Source organism: Streptomyces reniochalinae, assembly GCF_003323735.1.
Lineage (GTDB): Bacteria > Actinomycetota > Actinomycetes > Streptomycetales > Streptomycetaceae > Streptomyces > Streptomyces reniochalinae.
In genome coordinates, this window is record NZ_QOIM01000037.1 from 38090 (window position 1) to 57124 (window position 19035).

20 protein-coding genes and 1 pseudogene are annotated in these 19035 nt (G+C 62.8%); all 21 read right to left on the reverse strand.

Going from position 1 to position 19035, the window contains the following annotated elements; all coding sequences use genetic code 11:
• Nucleotides 1-45: 45 nt before the first annotated feature.
• Nucleotides 46-345, reverse strand: a pseudogene (locus DQ392_RS17920) (AMP-binding enzyme); the annotation flags it as partial.
• Between the two features lie 96 nt (nt 346-441).
• Nucleotides 442-1116, reverse strand: a complete 675-nt coding sequence (locus DQ392_RS17925; protein ID WP_114016647.1) for an ATP-binding protein — start codon at nt 1114-1116, stop codon at nt 442-444.
• A 302-nt stretch (nt 1117-1418) separates the two neighbouring features.
• Nucleotides 1419-1814, reverse strand: coding sequence for a hypothetical protein (locus tag DQ392_RS17930; RefSeq protein WP_114016648.1), 396 nt, complete (start codon nt 1812-1814; stop codon nt 1419-1421).
• 1169 nt (nt 1815-2983) lie between these two features.
• On the reverse strand, nt 2984-3628 hold the full coding sequence (locus DQ392_RS17940) for a hypothetical protein (RefSeq protein ID WP_114016650.1): 645 nt from the start codon (nt 3626-3628) through the stop codon (nt 2984-2986).
• A gap of 123 nt (nt 3629-3751) precedes the next feature.
• Nucleotides 3752-3937: a hypothetical protein gene (locus DQ392_RS17945; protein WP_114016651.1), complete on the reverse strand. Its 186-nt coding sequence runs from the start codon at nt 3935-3937 to the stop codon at nt 3752-3754.
• A gap of 123 nt (nt 3938-4060) precedes the next feature.
• The gene (locus DQ392_RS17950; RefSeq protein ID WP_114016652.1) at nt 4061-4462 is read right to left on the reverse strand and encodes a deoxycytidylate deaminase; all 402 of its coding nucleotides are present in this window, start codon (nt 4460-4462) and stop codon (nt 4061-4063) included.
• Nucleotides 4463-4645: 183 nt separating this feature from the next.
• Nucleotides 4646-4828 carry a hypothetical protein gene (locus DQ392_RS17960; RefSeq protein ID WP_147266546.1) on the reverse strand — a complete coding sequence of 61 codons (183 nt, stop codon included), beginning with the start codon at nt 4826-4828 and terminating at the stop codon, nt 4646-4648.
• The gene (locus DQ392_RS17965; protein WP_114016655.1) at nt 4821-5162 is read right to left on the reverse strand and encodes a DUF7574 domain-containing protein; all 342 of its coding nucleotides are present in this window, start codon (nt 5160-5162) and stop codon (nt 4821-4823) included. The genes DQ392_RS17960 and DQ392_RS17965 overlap by 8 nt, the downstream gene beginning before the upstream one ends.
• A gap of 136 nt (nt 5163-5298) precedes the next feature.
• Entirely contained in the window at nt 5299-6000 is a 702-nt protein-coding gene (gene thyX, locus DQ392_RS17970; RefSeq protein WP_114016656.1) for an FAD-dependent thymidylate synthase, read from the reverse strand.
• Between the two features lie 258 nt (nt 6001-6258).
• Nucleotides 6259-6516: a hypothetical protein gene (locus tag DQ392_RS17975; protein WP_114016657.1), complete on the reverse strand. Its 258-nt coding sequence runs from the start codon at nt 6514-6516 to the stop codon at nt 6259-6261.
• Between the two features lie 120 nt (nt 6517-6636).
• On the reverse strand, nt 6637-6801 hold the full coding sequence (locus DQ392_RS34495) for a hypothetical protein (RefSeq protein ID WP_181856479.1): 165 nt from the start codon (nt 6799-6801) through the stop codon (nt 6637-6639).
• A 57-nt stretch (nt 6802-6858) separates the two neighbouring features.
• On the reverse strand, nt 6859-7668 hold the full coding sequence (locus DQ392_RS17980; RefSeq protein ID WP_114016658.1) for a sigma-70 family RNA polymerase sigma factor: 810 nt from the start codon (nt 7666-7668) through the stop codon (nt 6859-6861).
• A 524-nt stretch (nt 7669-8192) separates the two neighbouring features.
• Nucleotides 8193-10040 carry a DNA polymerase gene (locus DQ392_RS17985; protein WP_114016659.1) on the reverse strand — a complete coding sequence of 616 codons (1848 nt, stop codon included), beginning with the start codon at nt 10038-10040 and terminating at the stop codon, nt 8193-8195.
• A 74-nt stretch (nt 10041-10114) separates the two neighbouring features.
• Nucleotides 10115-12625 carry a phage/plasmid primase, P4 family gene (locus DQ392_RS17990; RefSeq protein ID WP_114016660.1) on the reverse strand — a complete coding sequence of 837 codons (2511 nt, stop codon included), beginning with the start codon at nt 12623-12625 and terminating at the stop codon, nt 10115-10117.
• A gap of 57 nt (nt 12626-12682) precedes the next feature.
• Entirely contained in the window at nt 12683-13192 is a 510-nt protein-coding gene (locus DQ392_RS17995; protein WP_114016661.1) for a hypothetical protein, read from the reverse strand.
• Between the two features lie 268 nt (nt 13193-13460).
• Nucleotides 13461-13742, reverse strand: coding sequence for a hypothetical protein (locus tag DQ392_RS18005; protein ID WP_114016663.1), 282 nt, complete (start codon nt 13740-13742; stop codon nt 13461-13463).
• 85 nt (nt 13743-13827) lie between these two features.
• On the reverse strand, nt 13828-14160 hold the full coding sequence (locus DQ392_RS18010) for a hypothetical protein (RefSeq protein ID WP_114016664.1): 333 nt from the start codon (nt 14158-14160) through the stop codon (nt 13828-13830).
• Nucleotides 14161-14362: 202 nt separating this feature from the next.
• Nucleotides 14363-15070: a recombination directionality factor gene (locus tag DQ392_RS18020; protein ID WP_114016666.1), complete on the reverse strand. Its 708-nt coding sequence runs from the start codon at nt 15068-15070 to the stop codon at nt 14363-14365.
• A 127-nt stretch (nt 15071-15197) separates the two neighbouring features.
• On the reverse strand, nt 15198-16040 hold the full coding sequence (locus tag DQ392_RS18025) for a hypothetical protein (protein ID WP_114016667.1): 843 nt from the start codon (nt 16038-16040) through the stop codon (nt 15198-15200).
• A 284-nt stretch (nt 16041-16324) separates the two neighbouring features.
• Nucleotides 16325-16942 carry a hypothetical protein gene (locus DQ392_RS18030; protein ID WP_114016668.1) on the reverse strand — a complete coding sequence of 206 codons (618 nt, stop codon included), beginning with the start codon at nt 16940-16942 and terminating at the stop codon, nt 16325-16327.
• A 410-nt stretch (nt 16943-17352) separates the two neighbouring features.
• Nucleotides 17353-19017: a hypothetical protein gene (locus DQ392_RS34500; protein WP_114016669.1), complete on the reverse strand. Its 1665-nt coding sequence runs from the start codon at nt 19015-19017 to the stop codon at nt 17353-17355.
• Nucleotides 19018-19035: the final 18 nt, after the last annotated feature.

Genomic DNA, 19035 nt, shown 5'->3' on the forward strand with positions numbered 1-19035 from the left:
CGGCCACCGCTCGAGTGTGTGGGAGGCCCACACACCCGAGTGCGCTCACAGGGTGGTCACTTCCAGCTCCCCCGCCGCGTACTGCCCGCGCAGCACCTTCTTGTCGAACTTGCCGACGCTCGTCTTCGGTACGGACGGGAGGGTGACCCAGCGTTCGGGGAGCTGCCAGCGGGCGATCGTCTCCGCGAGGAAGCCGCGCAGTTCCTCGTACGTGACGGGCTCGGTGCCCTCCTTGAAGACGACCGCGGCCAGCGGGCGTTCGCCCCACTTCTCGTCGGTGACGGCCACGACGGCGGCCTCGAGCAGGGACTCGTGCGCCATCAGCGCGTTCTCCAGGTCGACTGACTATGTCAACATGACTCACCAACGACGAAAGCCCCAATCCGGGGGTACCGGAAGGGGCTTTTTCGCTGGTCAGCGCCACGACGAGGGGCGCACCGGCTAGCCATGCCAAGCCCGCTCGTCGGCAGGCGTGTTGTCCCTGAGGCTTGTACGGGGCCGTCCCGTGACGGTGCGGCCGGACCACGGGTCCCGGAAGGTGTGCGGCCACTGGACGTTGGGGAGCAACATGCGCACCCGGGCAACCTTGCCGTGCGTCACGGGGTCATGGTCCCGGGCCCAATCCAGTGAGCCGCAGTGCTCCGCAGCGAGCGCGCGCACGAGCTGTAGGCCACGCCCGCTCTCCGCGCTCCATTCCTGCTGTTCGATCTCGTCGGCTGCCATGGCGTCCGCCGTGTCCACGCCCCATGCGAACCCGTTTGGGTCGGCCCCGTGCCGGAACGTCTCGCGGTACGGAATGTACGGGCTCTTGTCGTGCACGGTGATCACAAGCCACTTGTTCGGGTGCCACATGGTCAGCGACCCGGCGGGGAATGCGTCTCCCCCGTGGTTGCAAGCGTTCGTCACGAGTTCCGAAACGATCACGGACACGTTGTCCACGAGGTCCGTAATCCACGTGAGCTGAAACCGCTTGAGCATGTCCCGGGCAGCTTCCCGGCAAAGGGCGGGGGATTCGGGGTCAGCAAGCCGAAAGCCGACACTCCCCCACCGTTCCTCTTTGATCTTGCCCTCAATGGGGGGAACATCCCGCTTCGGCGTTCTCGTAGGCGCGCTCATAGCACCAAAGGTAGCCGTGCGCCTATGCGTCCGGGTAGAGAGTGACGAAAAGCCCGCCCATGGAAGTTGACCACTCGTCACCACGTTCTACGGCCGTCCGGCCGTCCGTGACGAGCTGGACGCGCAAAGGGGCCACAAGGGTTGTCAGAACGTGTGCTTGCACGCTTGGGCCGTGTCGCTCGTACGCGACCCGCACAGCACCCGCCAGAGCCCTTGCAGCCCCGTCTACGTCGTCCGCTTCGGCACTGCCTACGCCGTGCCCCTCAATCGCCCATGTGATCCGCACACGGGCAGGCTACGGGTTAGGCGTGCCCCTCCTCGTCGTCCGCCTCGTCCACGGCGTCCGTAACCGCCATGTCGGCCACCACGTCCACGATGTCCGGCCGGATCACCCGGGCCTCACGCTTAGCGGTCTCCCCCGTCTCCGGGTTGGTGGCCGTGACCTCAACGGCCGTAGGCGTGAAGAGAGTTGCCCGGGTCGGGTCCTCAACCACAACGGTCACGTCTACCGTGGCCCCCTCGTCGGGGGTCGGCGTGGGTTCGCTCGCCCGGTAGGCAGCGAAGAGCCCGCCGAGTATTCCGGTGCCCTTGCTGTCCTTGCTGGCATGAACCTTCGTCTTGAGCACGAGCCGCCCGGCGTCCATGCGCGCATGTACGACCGTGCCCGGCTCGCTCCGGTCGCCCACCTTGTAGACCACGGGCCAAGCCCAGTCCGGCAGATCCTTGGACGAGGGGAACACGTACTCAACGCCCTTGCGGACGAGGGACTTTGGCCGCTTCGTCGGCGTGGGGGTCGGCGTGGGGGTCGGTGAGGTCTTGGCGTGCTTGGCGGGCTTGCGGGTGCTCGCGCTCTCGGACGGCTCAGGGGTCCGTGTGGGGCTCTCTGAGGGGCGCGGGGACCCGGTGGCCCGGGAAGCCCCCGGGGCGGGCTTAGGCGCGCTCTGACGGGCCGTCTTGGCTTCCTGGGTGGTCGCCCTGTCTGCCTGCCCTGTCCCCTCGTCGTCCGCTACCTCTTCCGTGCGGGTGCTAGGGGGCGTCCGCTCTTCCGGCGCATAGCTGTGCTGAGCAAAGACAGTCATTGTCGTGAGCACGCTAAAGGTGGCTGCGGTACCGAGCACCGCAGCGACCTTTCCGACGCGAGAATTGCGCGACATGGCAGGGACCTAACTAAGTGGAAGTTGTCATTCCGTTTCGGGTCAGCTTGCAACCGGGGTCACGTGGCTGAGGCCGGTTAGAGGGGTCACCGGACCCGCCCCCCACGGGTTCAAAGGGAACAGTCCTTCCGCTGTCCACAGCATCCGGGGGACGAGCGATCCGGTTTCGCGCGACTTCCCCCACTCAGCGACTCCCAGCAACCGCCGAGACAGGACACCCCGGGCAGCCATGCGGAACCCCCGGTGTCGGTGTCCGCCGATCACTTGAGCAACGGCGGAACTGTGAGCCTTGAGCACAACCGTAAGGTCTCGCCATGTGGCTATGCCATCGGTCGTTGCGAGCCCATCAAGGGCTGAGCACGTGCGGTATTCGATGTGTCCACCCGCGTTGACCACGGGGATTGTGACGGTGAGTTCTACGTCATAGGGCGGAAGAGGCATGTTCCTAGCTTGCTTCGTGTTCTTGGCCACATCATCGGCCCCCGGGGTCACTATCAAGGCGGATATTCGCGCCCCCAGTAGGACAACCCCCTACTACTCGCGGAGTATTCAACATTCAACTTTCGTACATGGCTTGGCAGTTGAGAGCTGAATTACATTGATGGAAGATCAACTACTCAAGTAGTAGGTGGCACGTACACGTAAAGTAACAATTCGGTAAACACGAAAAGGCCACCTACTACTTGAGTAGGTGGCCTAGGTGGTGGGCGGTCTCAGAACGTGAGGGTTGCCCCCTTGTACCGCTGGGCAATCTCCCGCCACATCTTCCGGGTAGTGGCCCCGTGGTGGCGGTGAACGAGGGTGCCGGGAAGCAGGATCAGCGACGGGTGATCACCCTTGGCGTACCAACGACCCTCGTACTTGAAAACCTCCCCGTCGGCAAGCTCACCCCACGTGGCACCAAGCCGCGCATCACGCATCTTGTAGAACGCCATGCGGGCCCGGTAGCCGTTGGCCGTGTCCACCACACACGCGCCGTGGCAGCGGTAGCAGATGCCCTTGTGATTCGGGCCCCAACCCCGGTCCGACCGGCGACCCATGCCCGCGCAACGCCCGCAAGTCACCTGCTCAAACTCAATCCCCTTGGGCTCAGGGCCCGCACCCGTGGACACAAGCTCAGGCTTGGCGGGGGCGACCGGCTCAGGCTTGGCGGGGGCGACCGGCTCAACCCGCTCAATGATCCGGCCCTTGCCGGTCACGTACTCAACGCCCTCAGCGTCAATGATCACCACATCAAGGGTGTAGTGGTTCGGGCCAATGTCCCGGCGGACGTACTCACGGATGACCCCGGTAACCACCTTGTACGTACCGAACTTGGTGCTTCCGGTGTGCGCCTTAACCGTGGTCCCGTTGATCATGTCCGCCCCTTCGTCGTTGCTTGCTTACGTGCGTGACCATACGGGGTCACCCCCTACCGCGCAAGTTCTGAGTGCCCGGAAACACAAAAAAGCCCCCGCCTAGGCGGGGGCCGTTTGTGGTGCTCAGTCGTCGTAATGCATGGTCAGCCGCTCGTTCGGGCGGAACTCTTCCACCGTGTAGCCAAAGGGAATGAACACGGTTCCGTCTTCCTGCCACGGCTCACCGGCGAGCCATGCGAGGTTGCCGAACTCCACCCAATCCCCCGCCTTGATGAGCTTTGCCGCCCGGGTCTTCGGCCGGTTCGTCATGGTGTCCCCTTCGGGTCGGTGTGTGCTTACAAGGACGAGGTTACGGCAGCCGTAGCACCTACTCAAGTAGTAGGTACCGAACGGACGAAACCCCCCACCCCGGACAGGGGCAGGGGGTCAACGTCACGGACGCCGGTACTTGCGTTCCGGGGTCACCACACGGGCGAGCCCGGCGGACTCAATGAGCGTCCAGCACTGAGGGCACGGGGTGCGCGTCACGTAGAGCGTGGCCCCGGGTAGATCCTCCGGACGAGCGCGGGTTATCGCGTTGTACTCCGCATGGTTCGCGGAACAGTTCGCATAGTTGCTGTCAGGCTCGCACTCGTCCGAACTCAGCTTGCCCCGTGGGCAGTTGGACGCTGAGGCACACCCGGGGATGCCGGACGGAAGACCGTTGTACCCGGGGGTTACCCGGTGCTCACGGGACACGAGCATTGCCCCCACCTGAGCGCGGGTGCAGTCGGCCCGGGTAGCTGCCCAACGAGCCCCGGCTAGGTAGTACGAATCGAAGTCGGGTCGGCTCATACGTGGTCGCTCAGTTCTCGCCAAAGCTGAATGGCGGCGCGGTAGTCAAGGTGCAGAACCTCAGTGTTCGAGTAACCCTCGTGGGCAAACGTGGCCTTAACCGTCACGGTGGGCCGTCCGTCCCGGGTGCATGTCGCCTGAGCCTCAGCGCTCGTGTAGACAACGCCCCGGTTCATCTCTCGCTCACTCACCCTCGTTGGCCCCCTCGTCCATGCGGTCCGCGTGCCTCAGTATGTCCGCCACGAAATCGGCAACGGCCCGGTTCTTGTACGTGGTCAGTGCCCACCCCTGCCCAATGCGGTTGACCTTGATGAGGTCCCATCCGTCCACGAGCCCGGGGCGCACGGTGTAAGTCACGTCAGCCACGGTCACCGCCCTTAGGCGCGTCCAGCTCACGGCGCACAAGCCGAATCAGCTTTTCCACGCCGTCCCTGTCGTCAGCGTCCGTGCCGTACTGCTCGCGCAGCCACTTACGAGCCTGCCCCGCAAACCAAGAGCCGGTGCGAATCGGCGTCATGTTCTCCCACCGGGAATCTTCAAACGGAGAGAAACACGAGCACCCCGAATCGGTGTCGAAGAAAAGCGCCCCGTCTTCCGTGCGCTGGAATACGGCAATCATGTTGAACTCATAACCGCCGATGGTGTCCACGTCACCAAGGATCTTGCCGCCGAAGTCTTCCGGCGCGTAGTAGATGCTCACTTGTTGAACTCCTTTGCCAGACAACGAGCGGGCATCTCCCCCGCCTTTGAGAATTCCCAGAGACCGCACGGAGCGGAATTCCACGTCCAGAGCGAAAGGGCCAGTAGCACAATCGCCACGGGAACGGCTAGGTACTTCACTCGCCCTCACTTCCGTAAGGCGCTTCCGGCACGTCCTGAACACTGTTCGGAGCAACGGCCCGAAGGTGCCCCAGGATGAGACCGGCGAACTCTCGGATTTCCTTGTCTGCGGCCACGTGGTGGCGCTTGCCGAGAACGTCACGCCACGCCCTCAGGTTGCCGGTAACCACCATGTCCACGGGGGCAGCGTTCGGCAGTACGCACCGGGCCGCTTCGCGGGCTTCCTTGCGTTTGAGACCGGCTGCCGTGAGCCGTTCGGTAAGAACCTCGTACATGGCAAGCGCGTCTTCGTACGCACCCTCTACGGCCCGTGTGGCGTTCGGCTTGTCGGCAAGAGCCGGGGGGATCACCGGCTCAGTCTCGGCATAGTTCACGTACCGCTGAGAGACGACAGAAAAGCTCAGGTGGCGGTGTCGGGTCAGCTCAGCGAGCAACGCACGCGACACGCCCCGTACGAGGAACGAGACCGACGAGTGTTCAAGTACCGAGTAATGACCCTGCCGAAGGATGTTCGCGAGATAGTCAGCGTTCGCGGCAGTCTTCGGGTTGGGCCGATGAAAGCTCTTGTAGCAGATGCGCCCGGCGGCTTCCGCTAGAGCGTCGGCACTCTTGGCCCCCTGCCCGTACGCGTCATATCCGTACGCGTCTTCCATGAGCGGCCAATCAAGGATTGTGCGCGCGAGAACGTCAACCTTCATTCGTGCTCTCTCCTTAACCGAAAGGACCGGCCCCTACTACTTGAGTAGGTGACCGGTCCTTGTTTGGTCACTGTTCGGTTGTGTCACCTGCGAGGAACTGAGCGACGCCTAGCACGTCGAAAGGCTCTAGGTCCCCGTCCCACTCGTACGAGTCGAGTAGGGCACGAGCGGCCCGGTAGATATCCGCTCGTTCCGCTACGTACTCCGCTGCCCTCAGGGCCGGACCACTGAGGGCCGGTGGCTTGAACTCCGGAAGGTTCACCAACGGGGCACCCCGTAGGCGCTCATACGGTCGCGCAGCACCTTTGCCCGCGCGGTCACCTCAGCGCCGGTAATCGCGTCGGCAGTCTCGTTCAGCCACTTTGCGAGCGCCTTAGCCTGAGCCGGGGTGAGCTTGGCCCGGTCCCCCGGGATGGCAAGCGAAAGGTGGCTAACTTCCTTGTCGTTGTGCCAACCGATCACGCGGCCAACCGCGCCGTTCATGGTGGCCTTAGTCTCTCGGGTCACGTTCAGCATTTCGGCTCTCTCCTTAGGGGGAATGGTCGGACTTGCAACCCACACTTCGGCAGGCTCGTTGCAGCACTGGCAGGGGTAGCGCTCTCTGTCCCACGGGGCCCGTCCCGTGACGCCCGGCACTCAGGCACCCGCCTTGAGTCCGGCGAGCATGGCGGACGCCTCGTCCACGGTCTTTACGACCGTTGCCACGGTCCGGCCGGTGGCGGTCTTGATGTGCATATCCACGAGGTGACCCCGGGGGGTGGTCTCGATGATGTGGCCGTTGGTGGTGGTGAACTTGCGCACTGGATTTCTCCTTGTTTCGGTCTCTGCTTGGACTTGAGGGGAAGGGATTCCAGCCGCTTACGCGTTCGCACCCTTGAGGTACACGTCACGGAATCGAGTCTTGGCCTTAGAGCGGTTCTGCCGGACGAGGGACTTAGCCATGCCGACCCAATCGGCAAGCAAGTCTTCGTTTTCCGTACCGAACGCCATGGGGGCAGGGGCAATGCCGTACGTCCCACGGAGAATGTCAGCGCTCTTCTTACCCATCTTGTTGAGCGCGTCATGAACGTTCCGGCGCGTGTCCCGCTGCCGGGCGGTCTCAATGTCCCGGGGCTCAATGAGGTCATCCGGGAGACCGATAGTCGAGAGCAGACGGTCACCAATGGTGGTGTCGTCTTCGTCGTCCGTGGTGGCCCGGGTGTCCAGCGAGTCAAGCCCCTGCCACGACAGACGAGCGGCGTACGCCATTTCTTCGCTCATCCGGCGCTTACCCATGTGCTCAGCGTCAGCGGCTATGCGCTCCGCCTCGTACGGGTCGCCGTTCGCCATGGTGAGCGCGCGCTCAAATTCCTTGGCTATGGACTCAGAGACGCCGTGCCGGGTCTGTGCGCGCCGCTCGTTGCTCATGACGCCGTTGAGGGTGCGGTCAATGAACGTGAAGAACTGCGCGACACTCTCACCCTCAAAGCGCGCGATTGCCTGCCAAAGCTCAATGCGGCCGGTCTGCGCGAGATCATCCATGAGCGCGTAATCGGTGAAGCCGCCCGTAGTCGCGTACTTGCGGGCAAGCTGCGTGACTCGCTCGTCCGTCTCCGCCACCACCTGAGCGACCGCCGCAGCATCGTTGTTCTTGGCGGCGGCAATCTGCGCTTCGGTGAGGTTCAGCATTGTTCGTGCTCCGTTCGTGGGTTCCTGGTTGCGCTGGAGCGCAAGGGATTCCCGAACGGGGCCGAACTGGCCGCTAGATCATGTGAGCTAGGTCACACCTTGAATCAGGCATGGCGGTGCCACGGACAACGAGAGTCGAGACGTACCAACCAAGCCCCATCCGGGGATGCGTGACGGGGCTTGATCAGGGCCGTTCGTCGTTGCTGATGTGAACCTAAGACGAACTTGAGTAGGTGGCAATGCATATGCCAGCGGCCCAATGGCGGGGTGTCGCGGGATGATCAATTACGAATCGAAGGTGCGGGGGCGCGTCATCCTTCGGAACTATGGAGTCTAGTTCTCTGTAACGGGCCTGTATCCGTGAAATGCAAAGTTTGATCTTGGATGGAACGTCAGGTTCCGGAGCACCTACTACTTGAGTATGTGACCGGGGTCACGCCCTACTACTTGAGTAGGTGAACGCACCGTGTTTCGGTAACGACACCATGTAGTCAGTAGAACGTGACCCACGTCACAGGATGAGATTAGTAGTCGGCCCCGTACAGAGACCCCCACGAGCGCTTGCCAATCTCGGCTTCCGCCTCAATCGGAACGCCGAACAGATCGAACGTCATGCACCGCTCAATTTCGCGGGCAATGTCGGCAGCCTCGTTCGCGGGAACCGAGCACAACACTTCGTCATGAATCGGCAACCGCATGTAGTCGAGTAGTCCGGCCTCTTCCATGTTCAGCATGGATTGGCCCAACACGTCACGAGCCGCACTCTGGCACGCGTAGTTAACTACCGCGTACGTACGGTCACGGTCCAGCGGAAGACGCCGACCCGTTGCCGACACATGGACCATGCCGGATTGGTACGCCTCACGCTGCCAACGAGCGGACGCACGCTTGATCTCCGGATACACCCGGTCATACGCAGCAATGGCCCGTTGCACGTCGTCCATAGGTGCGCCGGTCTGCCTCGCAATCGTGGCCGAACCACCGCCGTACACCTTTCCAAAACCCACGCCCTTACAGAGCTTGCGGTGAGCTTTGGTGAACCCTTCCCCGAAGACGAGACGGGCCGTGAAATCGTGCAAGTCCTGTCCGGTGCTAATGGCTTCCTTCATTCGCTTTACGTCAGCGAGAGCGGCAAGGACGCGCATTTCAACGGCGGCAAAGTCAGTGGACACCATGACGTGACCCTCTTCGGCCAAGAGGGCACGCCTAACCATCTGATCCGAAGACGGCAGCGTTTGAAGCGCCGGACGGGTAATCGACATACGACCCGTGCGGGCTTGCATGGAATTGATGAACGGGTGAATGCGTCCGCTCTCGTCCACGGTCTCAAGGAAGGTATCCGCGTAAGCGGTGCACCACTTCCCCGCGCGCTTACTTCTGAGCACTGCGTCAGCAAGAGGGTTCGGCGTTCGCGTGTTCAGCCGCTCCCACTGCATAGACATGTCAGCGAGAGCGAGCAAGACCGCCTTATCCACCTTGAGAGCACCGGACGCCGTGCGCTCCGTCAGCGTCTCACCCATGCCAATGAGCGCTTCGGCAATCTGTCGAGTTGAGTTCACGTTCTCCACCCCGTACCGGGCGGCAACCTTCGTGTACTCGTCCTCTTCCTGCCTGAGCAGACCGGACAGCGTGCGCACGTAGTCCTCATCAAGGATCATGCCCTTTCGCTGCATGACCGCACAGATACGCGCTATCTCGTGTTCGTACTGCACGAGCACGTCACGCACCCCTAGCCGCGAAAGCTCAGCGGCAAGCACCGGAGCAATGCGGCTCGTGAGGATCACGTCAAGTCCCGCGTACAAGTTGTACGTTGGGTGGTCCAAATCGATTCCGGCCCACCCGGTGGCCTTAGTGAGGCCAAGGGACCGGAAGACCGCCGTAAGGTCCCCCTGAGTGTCCGGGGCCGTGGGGTCCACGTAGTACGCGCTGAGCGGCTTAAGGCCGGTCCCAATGCCGCCCTCTTGCGGCTGCCGGGGGTCCACGAGCCCGGCAAGTAGCTTCGTGTCCACGGTCCGGGGTGCGAGCGATTCCAGCGACACCCCCGCGTGTCGGTCCAACACGAGCCAATCAAACGGGGCGTTATGGATGCGGAACCGCTCGATTACCTCAAGGGCCCAAAGCGCCGAAGTGCGGAACGCTCCCCCGCGCTCCCAATGAATGACCCACGCTTCCCGCTCGTCCCCAAACTGAACGGTGCGGAGACGGTAGCTAGCGCCGAACACATCAAGTCCAGTGGTCTCTGTGTCCAGCGCGATAGGTCCACGGGTGCGAGCCGTGAGCACCCAATCCCGGAAGCGCTCTAGGTCCCGCTCATCCTGGGGGACGTAGACCGTAACCGTTTCGCCTGCCACGTTGTGGCGGTAGATCCTCAATGCTCTCTCCCCTCAACGAAGAGGGGCCACCTACTACTTGAGTAGGCAGCCCCTCAACGGCCGTGCGTATTTGGTTACTTGGCGAAGATGCCGGGTCCCGTTGCTGCCGGGGCGGCATCCGCCACGCGGCAACCAACAAGGGCAATCCCCTTGTTGGTCTTCTTGCGGGTCACGCCGCGCTCTTCCATGGCGCTGTAAAAGGTGGTCCGCGTCCAGCGCTCACGGCCCGGGAGGTTTTCAGCCTCGCACCACTCAAGGTAGAGATTGAACGCCTCGTTGCCGTTGACCATGCATGTCTCAGGGCCCTTTTCGAGAACCCCGGGGAAGAAACCGGCGAGAGCGTCTGAGGTCTCGCGGTATTCCTTGCCCGCACTCGTGATTACGTCCGGGTCCTTGAGCCCGTCCCGGTACCACTCGATAGCGCCACGCACGGCCCAAGCGGCGATTCCCTCAGCCTCAGCGGCCAACTTGGTATCAAGGTGGTGATCCCGCTCATGCGGCGCAAACCACCGCTTAAACGGAACCATCTTGACTCGTCGCCAAAGCCCCTCGTCCTGTCCACGGAAACGGGGCTTGTGGTTCGTGGCGAGCATCAAGAGGAAAGACGGCTTGAACTCAAAGAACTCTTGCCGAAGGAACCGGGCGGCAATCATGTCCTTGCCGGTGACCCTCTTAAGGATCGCTTCCGACATGGGCTTTCCGGACTCACCCTCACTCGCCATGACGAGGCGCGAACCCCTCAGCGCCGCAATGTCGTTGGGGATGCCCCCGCCGTGCTTTTCCTCAAAGGTGGCAAACGGCGTTGTCTTGGAAATGGTGCGGAAGACGTGCGTAAGCGTGTCCGTGAGAACACTCTTCCCGTTGGCACCCTTGCCCCAGAAAACCGCGAAGCACTGTTCCGAGACGTGGCCGGTAATGCCGTATCCGACCATGCGACGCATGAACCCGGGGAGGTCCGGGTTACCGGGGAAGATTTCCGTAAGGAACGCTTCCCACCGGGGGCACTCGGCTTCCGGCCGGTAGTCGAGATCAAGCGCGTACGTAAGCATGTCTTCCTTACGGTGCGCGTGCATCTCGCCGGACCTAAGGTCAACGGTCCCGTTCCGGAACGTCAGCAAGTCGGCGTTAGCGTCGAACTCTGACGCGTCCACGTGAACGGACGGAACGGCCCTGAGTTCCCGCATGAGCGAATCAATGTTCCGCGTCAGCGTGAACCCCTTAGCCACCTTCCTAAGGCGCTCCCCGGGATCGTCCTTAGGCTCTCCGCCGTTGGCCCGGTGCTCCGAGGATTTCTCAGCGGCGGCAACCGTGAGCGCTGCCCCCATGTAGTGGATTGCCTGCCTAACGCGCGTCTCGCTTCGCTCCCACGTAACGCCGTTCCACACGTAGAACCCAAGCCCGGACGCGTACTTGATGCGACCGGCCGTGAACGCAACGAGCGCGTGAGCGTTCAGCACGTCCGAAGAGCCGTAGCGGTCGGCAAGCTCAGTCATGAGCCGGACGGCTCGCGCTGCCTCGTCAGAGTCCGGGACGAGCGCGCCCGTGTCGGCGTCCACGAGAGCCGTACCGGTCTTCCCGGCAACCGGCTTGGCCACCTTGACGGCTTGGTGCAACTCGTTCGGGAAGCGACGAGCCCCGACCCGTTCCCGCCAATCGGTCAAGTCCGCACCTTCGTACGGGACTTCCAACGTGAACACGTCCACGCCGTGACCGGCGAGCCCGTCAGCGAGACGAGCCGTGAACCCGTTCCCCGCCGTGTCGTTGTCCCCGCACACGATGACCTGAGCACCCTTGAGCCCGGCGGCAAGCTCAGCCACCAATTCCGGGTTGCTCGCGAGTGAGGCACCCCGGACGGCAACCGCGTCATACCCCACGGCAACCGCCGTAAGCGCGTCTCCGGGCCCCTCAGTGACGAGGGTGACCCCGTAACCACCCTGCCCGCGAAAGACGCCGTACGGGGACCACCGGGCCCCCTCAGGGTTGGTAAGGGATATCCACCGGCCCGGACACTCCCCGGTGAGGTCTCGTCCCTGCAAGCCCCGGGCAACGCCGTTGAAATCGCGAAGCGGGACCGTGAGCCGGGGGAACGAACGGAAGCCCCGGGAACGGTAGTTGCGTCGCTCCCCGGTGCTGTCCGTGTACTCAAGGCCGGACACGGTTCCGTCGTCCACGCCAAGCATGAGTTCCGCTGAGGTCTCAAGGTCAAGCCCGAATCGGCGGTCCACGTACGCCATGGCGTCCGATGCAATCGGGTTGCCGTAGTCGCCAAGCGCGAGCGACGTAGCGTCTACGTACTGCGCAAGTGCGGCCACCTGAGCCGGGCCGACGAGGGACGGACGTTCCTTGGCCACGGTGAGCCCGTCGCCGGTTGCGTTGAACAGTGCGGACCACGGAAGCCCCACGGCGTCAATGACGCTCTTTGTTTCGCAACCGGCGCGGCACGTAAGCCGGACCTTGTTGTCATCTCCCCGCCAAATCCTCAGTGAGGGTCGCGAGTCGGAATGCCCGGGGCACACCGCGAGATATCCCCCGTCGTTTTGCTCGCTCACGTCAGCGAAGCGGGCCAGTAGATCAGCAAACTTCATATGCGCTCTCTCCTTTGCTCACTGGCCCTTGAGTGGAAGGGATTCCAGCCGGACGAATTAGGGGTGACGGTTCCTCCGAATGTCGGTGAGCAGTAGCGCGAAGTCCTCAACTTCGTGAGTGAAATACCACTTGCCCGTGTCGAGACCACGAGTCGTCACCGTGAACGCGTAGCGGTCCGCGAACGCCCTTGAGGACATGCCTAGTTCGCGCCTAACCCTCGTCCACGTGCTCACGCTGTAGTGGACCCTGCCGCGCCGTACGTTCTGCCGGGACACCTTGACCACGGCCACGCCGTACGGGTAACCGGCGTTGCGAGCCTCAACGTTCGCTTGCCGTAGGAAGGTTGGGACCGCCGGACTCTTGACGTTCTTGCATTCCAAGATGAACGGCACGGCGTGAACGTCGCCCACGTCTGCGGCACCCTCTTGGGCCGGACGCCGAACGTTCAGCGACGAGAACACATCAAGGAACTTGCCGAACTCGTCCACGAGCCCTAGCGCTTCGTTCAGGTAGTCGCGTACCGCCGACTCCCACCCGGTCCCCTTGGCCTTGTTGGGGTTAGCCACGTAGCCACCTCACGTCAGCGCCACGGTTCACGGCATGGCGTACAGCGTCCACGTAGCGGCACCAATCCTTTGATTCACGGATGGCGGGCTCAAGCCAAACGGTGTCCCCCTCCCCCATCTGTCGCACGTCCCCCATGGCAGGGGCGTTCCCCGCCTTGACTGCCTTGTCCATAACTCCCCTTCCACACCTACTACTTGAGTAGGTGCCGAACGCAAAAAGGGGCCGGACGGTACCTGTAGCGATACCGCCCGACCCCGGGTCTTCGTCTTACTCGTCGTCGTTGGTTACGTCAGCGGTGACAAGCCGGACGTGTTCGGCGGAAATCCACTCTTGCCGCATGGAACGGCGCTTCGTGAAACCGGACTCCGTGCCGGTCGGCTGCACCTTGAGCATGGGCCGAAGTCGTCCGCCCTCAAGGCGAGTTGTCACCTTTACAACCACCGCGTCAGACATGCGGACCCGGTTTCCCTGCCGTGCCGCATAGCAGACGAGATCACCCGGGTACAGTTCCTCACCCGCGTAATCCGTGATCACACCGCGCTTACCCATGCCGCATCTCTCCTTAAGTGGGTTGGCCCCCTAACGCCTCAAGACCCGACCCCGGTAACCCGGGGACGGGGCAAGAGACTTGGCCTTACAGGAAGCGAGCGGCAACCGCCGAGTGCTCAACGGCAGGCGGGGCAGGGGTGCCGCCAACCTCAGTGAACGGCTCGTCCACGTCAGGCAGCGCCGGAACCTCGTCCGCCGGGGACGGCTCAGGGTCCCGCTCGTCAAACTCAGTGGTCAGCAGAACGTCAGCGCCGGTCGTGTCGATACGCTCAGCCTTGACGTTCGAACCCTTCGGGTCCACGCCGGAAAGGTGGGCGACACGGGAACGGGCCTTAGCCGTGCCGGACGCGAGAACGAGAGCGGACACGAACTCACCGGGCTTGGCGTCATCGGTGCGGGTGATCTCGTAAAGGGCCATGCGGTCTCTCCTTAGGAATACTCAGGGTCGCCGGTCTCTTCGAACACTCCGAAGCGGACACGGCGTTCATGAATGACAGCGGGTATCTCGTGAGGCTTCCACGTCCAAAGCGGTGCGCGGATTTCCTCATCCGGCAGCGCCTTAAGGAATGTCGGGAAATCCCTTAGGACGCTGCCGGGAAGGTAGGTATTGCTCACGGGCCTTACTCGGCAATCGCATCGTTGTACGAGCGGACCCGCTCAAGAACCGGCTTGTAGTAGCTCACGTGAAGACCCTTCTTGGGCCCCTTCTTGATGGTGAACTCAACAAGCTCAAGGCCAAGTTCCGCCACGGCCTCACCGCCGACGCGCTCAAGGTCATTCACGTACTCGTGAAGAACCGCCGCCATGGTCCACGAGCCCGTGTGGAACTTGAAAATTCCAAGCTCCGGATCATCGGCCAGACGGAAGAACACGTCAATGGACGGAGACGGGCCCATAAGGTCCTTTGCAGCCTGCTTGCGCTCCGAGAAAAGCTCAGGGCAGCCGCACGGCTTACCCTTCCGCTCGTCGGGCGACAGGAACGAAACGCCGTCGCAGTGATGCACGAGCTTGTTTCGGTTCCACAGCTTCATGTCATCCTTGATAGCCCCGGGGCCGTCAAGAATCACGGTGACGCTCTCGCGCTCCGTGAACACGTCAATGAAATTCTCAGACGTGCTCTCTTCGTTCTCGATGGGCTGACCGCCGAAGAGCTGTGCTACGGCCTTTGCAACCTCAGGGTCACCCGTCGAAATGCGCCACTCGCTCAGGGCTTCCGGCTGCCCGTCCACGGACCGGCCAGAGTGGAACCGACCAACGGTGTCATCCGAAAAGGTCTGACGGGGCTTGGGCTTGTTGTTCGGGTCGGTGTCCCAAATCTTGAGCGCCATACGTTCTCTCTCCTCAGTGCGTGGGTGCGTTGCGGGAGAGGGACGAGGGGGAGTCAGTACCTACTACTTGAGTAGGGGCTCAACCCCTCGTCCCTTCCTACTTGCCCTAGAGGGCAAGGGATTCCAGCTAGCGCGCCCGGCGCTGAGTGCCGGTGACGAGCTTCCCCGTGGACTTAGCGAGAGCCCGACCAATCACGGTCTTGGAAGTCTCGCGGTCCCACGTGAACACCTTCCGCAGCGTGAGGAACACGTCAAACACGTCAGCGTCAATGCGGACCGGCTTAAGGGCCCACTGTTCCGGCGTGATGTGGAGAACAACCGCGCCGTCAAACTCAGGCATGGGCTCTCGGTTGCCGTCCGGGTCAATGATGAAATCAGCGTGCGCGTAAGCGCTCATCTGTAGCGCTACGTCCGCGTAGGTGCTCTTGCTCGTCTTCCAGTCGGCAACGAGCAAGTGAGGCGTGCCGGACCGGTCCGGGGTCGGCTTCCCCTCGTCGTCCAGCCACACGCGCAACATGGCATCGAACGAACCGGCGTAGTCGTGAGTCTCGGACCATGCCACGTCTTCGGCGCGCACAAGCTCAGGGTTTACCGCCTCAAGGAACGAAGCGAAGTGAGCCCGGTACGGCTCAAGGTCCGGGTGGACGTGGCCCACGTACTCACCCCGGATCATGCGCTCAAACATGTCATGCGCGTCTGAGCCGATATCGGCGCGAGCCTTTGTGTACCGGCGCGCGGCACCCTTGAGGTAATCAACGGCAGCGTCACGACCGGCGGTCTCTGCCATCTGCTGAACGAACGGGAATGAGTCAACGGCCAGTTCGGCAACCATCTTGGCATTCCAGAACGCAAGGAATGGCTTAGGCAGCATCGAAATAATGGACGTGACACCGGGCCGCTTTACGGTGCTGTCTTCCGGGTCGATATAGAACCGGCTGCCGGACCGCTGAATTGTGCGAACAGAACCCATGTGGTGTTTGCCCCTTCCGGGCTAGCGGAGTTGCTTACACATGGGCTTGAGCGGAAGGGATTCCCGGTGACGAGGTGACGAGGTGACGTGGCTTCCGGGTTGCTGCCACAGATAGAGAGCTTTTGGTTTCTATGGATGGAACACAGAGTCTCGTCATTCCGTCACTTCGTCACTCTGTCACCACCTCGTACCGCTGTAAGGCGCTGAGCGCCCGTCTCCGGGCATGAGAAAGCCCCGCCGGGCCACGGGGACCCAACGGGGCTAGTAGGCGCTCAGACGAACGCCTAGAGGGGCTGAGCCCTAACCCACGCGTCTAGCTCGTCCGTGGTGTGGGTCTTGCACATGTACCCCTTGCCGTAGACGTGCATGTCGTCCGCCGGGCCGTGCGTCCCGCAGATGCCGCACACCGCGTGTCCGTCCGGCATGGGGCCGTGTCGGTGCTCTTTCTCCGTGTAGTGGACGACGAACGAGCCCGCCGGGTGGCAGCGTCCACAGTTCATGGCGTACTGCGGATTGCACACGAGCCGACCCCCGACCCGTTCGAGCGTCCACCGGGGCCGCTCACGGCCACACAAGGGCTCAGCGCAGTTGGCGAGCGCGTCACCTTCCGGGGTCCCCTCTTCGGGCGTCTCGTCGCCGGTAGCGGCTTGCGTGCCGTACTGATACGCGATGATGCACGCTGCCGCACCCGCGTACGTGTCGGCGTACAGGAAGTCACTTCGCTTCCATGCCTTGACGTAGATGCCGGTGGGGGTGTGCTCGTCGCCCACGTCCATTACGAGGAATTCCCCACGGAGGTTGTGACCGGCGTACACCTTCCCGCCCTTAGCCCCGGGGTCGTGCTTGAACGTGAACCCGCCCTCTTCGGTGATCAGTTGGCCCGGAAAGTCTTTCTCTGTCATGTCTCCCCCTACTCGTGGTGGTGCTTACGGTGCCGCTCTTCGGCGGTCATGACGGTTCCGGTGTGGTGTGCCGACCGGGGGTCACCGGCCCGGGTGACGTTGTTCCGTGTCGTAATGCACGAGTCGCACACGGGCTCTCGTACGGCACGGGCCACGGCTGCCGGGTCCGGGTTCGGGTTGTGGACCGCCTTACCGTCCCTAAGCACGGTGTCCGGCGGTAGTCCGGTCTCCGGGTCTACGCGAAGCGTGTTCACGCAGTCAGGGCACGCGCTGAACGTCTCCTTGCAGTCCACGCACCGCATGATTGCCAGCATGTAACCGGGCATGTTCTGAACCTCCCCTATCCGAAAGGGCCCCCGCCCCATCCTGGGAGTGGACGAGACGGGGGCCCGGTCTGCGCCGGTCGGCTCTTAGATCAGAGCCTTACGGATTTCCTTCGCGGCGTCCTCAAGCGCCTTAGCCTGCTTTTCCACCTCTTCGCGCTGCTCTTCGGTGAGCTGCCCGATAGGGGCGGTCTTGAGCTTGGTCATGGCCTTGAGGGCAGCGGTAGCGGCCTTAAGGGTGGTGGTGTAGGCGTCCGACTCGTTGCCCGCACCTTCCCCGGACCCGTCGCCCTCACCGCCGGACCCGTCGCCCTCTCCGGACTCGTCGCCCTCACCCTCACCGGTGGTCAGCTCACCGCGCGACCGGTGCCAGTTCTCAAGTTCCTTTTCCTGCCGAGACTTCCGGTCGATCTTGTGGAAATCAAAGACAGCGTCGGACGGCTTGGCTTCCGGGTTGGCCTCAAGCGCCCGAACGAAGAGCTTGGCCTCTTCCGGGTTCTCGTCCAGCGCGCGAACGTACTTGGTGCGCGCGTCGCTCTGCTGATTCTGAACGGCCTTGATGAGCTTCTTGAGAGCGTTGGTGCTCTCGAACGTCTCGGGCATGTCCTTGACGGCAAGCTCGTACATGTCCCGGCTCGCCTGCTTAGCCTGAGCCGTCTTGAGGAACACGTCAGGGTCGCCGTTCTTGTCCGTGATGCGGGCGGCAATCCGCATCTTGGTTGCGGCAATTTCCTTGGCGAGATCAGACACCTTCATGGAGGCCGTGAGGGCTTCCCCGATGCGCTGAGCGGCAGCGGTGACAATCTCTTCCGCGTCGGCAACCTCAGTGCGGTAGTCCTGAGTTTCGAGCGTAGCCACCTCCTTACTCTCCGTGGCCTTTGCCGCCTCACGAGCGGACGACTCCGCCTTTTCCGCCTCAGCGCGGAGCTTGGCCTTAACGGCAGCGGCACCCGTGCCGGTAATGCTCTCCGTCTTGGTGCGGATCTCTTCCTTGAGGGTGGAAAGCCCCTCTTCGTTCCCCTCGTGGACGAGCGCGGTAAGGCGCTCAAAGTCCGCGCGAATCTCGTTCGCGGTCTCGTTCTGCTGATCCTTCGTCATGGTCTTTGCCACGTCTTCGCTCTCTCCGTCATTGGTGTTCTCGTCAGCGTCCACGGGGACGGCAACGGTTCGGGTGACCTCAAGGTTGGTACCGGGAATCTTCACAGTCTCGTTCTTCATCTCAACGGGACCGGTCGGAACGAGCTTTGAGCACTTGGCGCAAAGCTCAATTTCCGGCTTCTGCTCGTGAGCCGGACCCCAGGAACGAAGCGGGTCCTTGTGGCGCACGTCGCAGAATGCTTCGTGCGAGCCGTCCAGCTTGAGCGCGTGCGGGGTGCCGTTGCCGACACTCGCAATCGAAATGTCGCCGCGAACGTCGCTGAGCTTGAGCTTTCCGGACATGGTGGTTTCCTCTTCCTTCGGGCCCTCAGCGGGCTTCCGCTCGTCGGCAGCAATCATGCGCTCTGCCGCCTTTTCGCACGTCTTGCAGAGCTTCCGCGCGCTCTCACGGGCGTACTTGAGAGCTTCGGTTGCGGTCTCGAACGAGGGGCCGTCAGCGAAGCGGTAGCGCGTGAGGCTGCCACACGGGTTCTCTGCGTAGTACGCAACCTCACCCTTGGCGCTGATCTGCGCTTCCGTCTCATCCTTCGTGGTGGTGCAGACGCTCATACCGGCAATGTGGTTCGTCGTCCGGTTGTACTTGATGGTGAACATCTGCCCCGCCCCTTCGTT

Bases quoted from the DNA above. Each gene is read 5' to 3' on its own strand.
- DQ392_RS17925 (WP_114016647.1), bottom strand. From the start codon at position 1,116: ATGAGCGCGCCTACGAGAACGCCGAAGCGGGATGTTCCCCCCATTGAG.
- DQ392_RS17940 (WP_114016650.1), bottom strand. From the start codon at position 3,628: ATGATCAACGGGACCACGGTTAAGGCGCACACCGGAAGCACCAAGTTC.
- DQ392_RS17945 (WP_114016651.1), bottom strand. From the start codon at position 3,937: ATGACGAACCGGCCGAAGACCCGGGCGGCAAAGCTCATCAAGGCGGGG.
- DQ392_RS17950 (WP_114016652.1), bottom strand. From the start codon at position 4,462: ATGAGCCGACCCGACTTCGATTCGTACTACCTAGCCGGGGCTCGTTGG.
- thyX (WP_114016656.1), bottom strand. From the start codon at position 6,000: ATGAAGGTTGACGTTCTCGCGCGCACAATCCTTGATTGGCCGCTCATG.
- DQ392_RS17975 (WP_114016657.1), bottom strand. From the start codon at position 6,516: ATGCTGAACGTGACCCGAGAGACTAAGGCCACCATGAACGGCGCGGTT.
- DQ392_RS17980 (WP_114016658.1), bottom strand. From the start codon at position 7,668: ATGCTGAACCTCACCGAAGCGCAGATTGCCGCCGCCAAGAACAACGAT.
- DQ392_RS17990 (WP_114016660.1), bottom strand. From the start codon at position 12,625: ATGAAGTTTGCTGATCTACTGGCCCGCTTCGCTGACGTGAGCGAGCAA.
- DQ392_RS18005 (WP_114016663.1), bottom strand. From the start codon at position 13,742: ATGGGTAAGCGCGGTGTGATCACGGATTACGCGGGTGAGGAACTGTAC.
- DQ392_RS18010 (WP_114016664.1), bottom strand. From the start codon at position 14,160: ATGGCCCTTTACGAGATCACCCGCACCGATGACGCCAAGCCCGGTGAG.
- DQ392_RS18020 (WP_114016666.1), bottom strand. From the start codon at position 15,070: ATGGCGCTCAAGATTTGGGACACCGACCCGAACAACAAGCCCAAGCCC.
- DQ392_RS18025 (WP_114016667.1), bottom strand. From the start codon at position 16,040: ATGGGTTCTGTTCGCACAATTCAGCGGTCCGGCAGCCGGTTCTATATC.
- DQ392_RS18030 (WP_114016668.1), bottom strand. From the start codon at position 16,942: ATGACAGAGAAAGACTTTCCGGGCCAACTGATCACCGAAGAGGGCGGG.
- DQ392_RS34500 (WP_114016669.1), bottom strand. From the start codon at position 19,017: ATGTTCACCATCAAGTACAACCGGACGACGAACCACATTGCCGGTATG.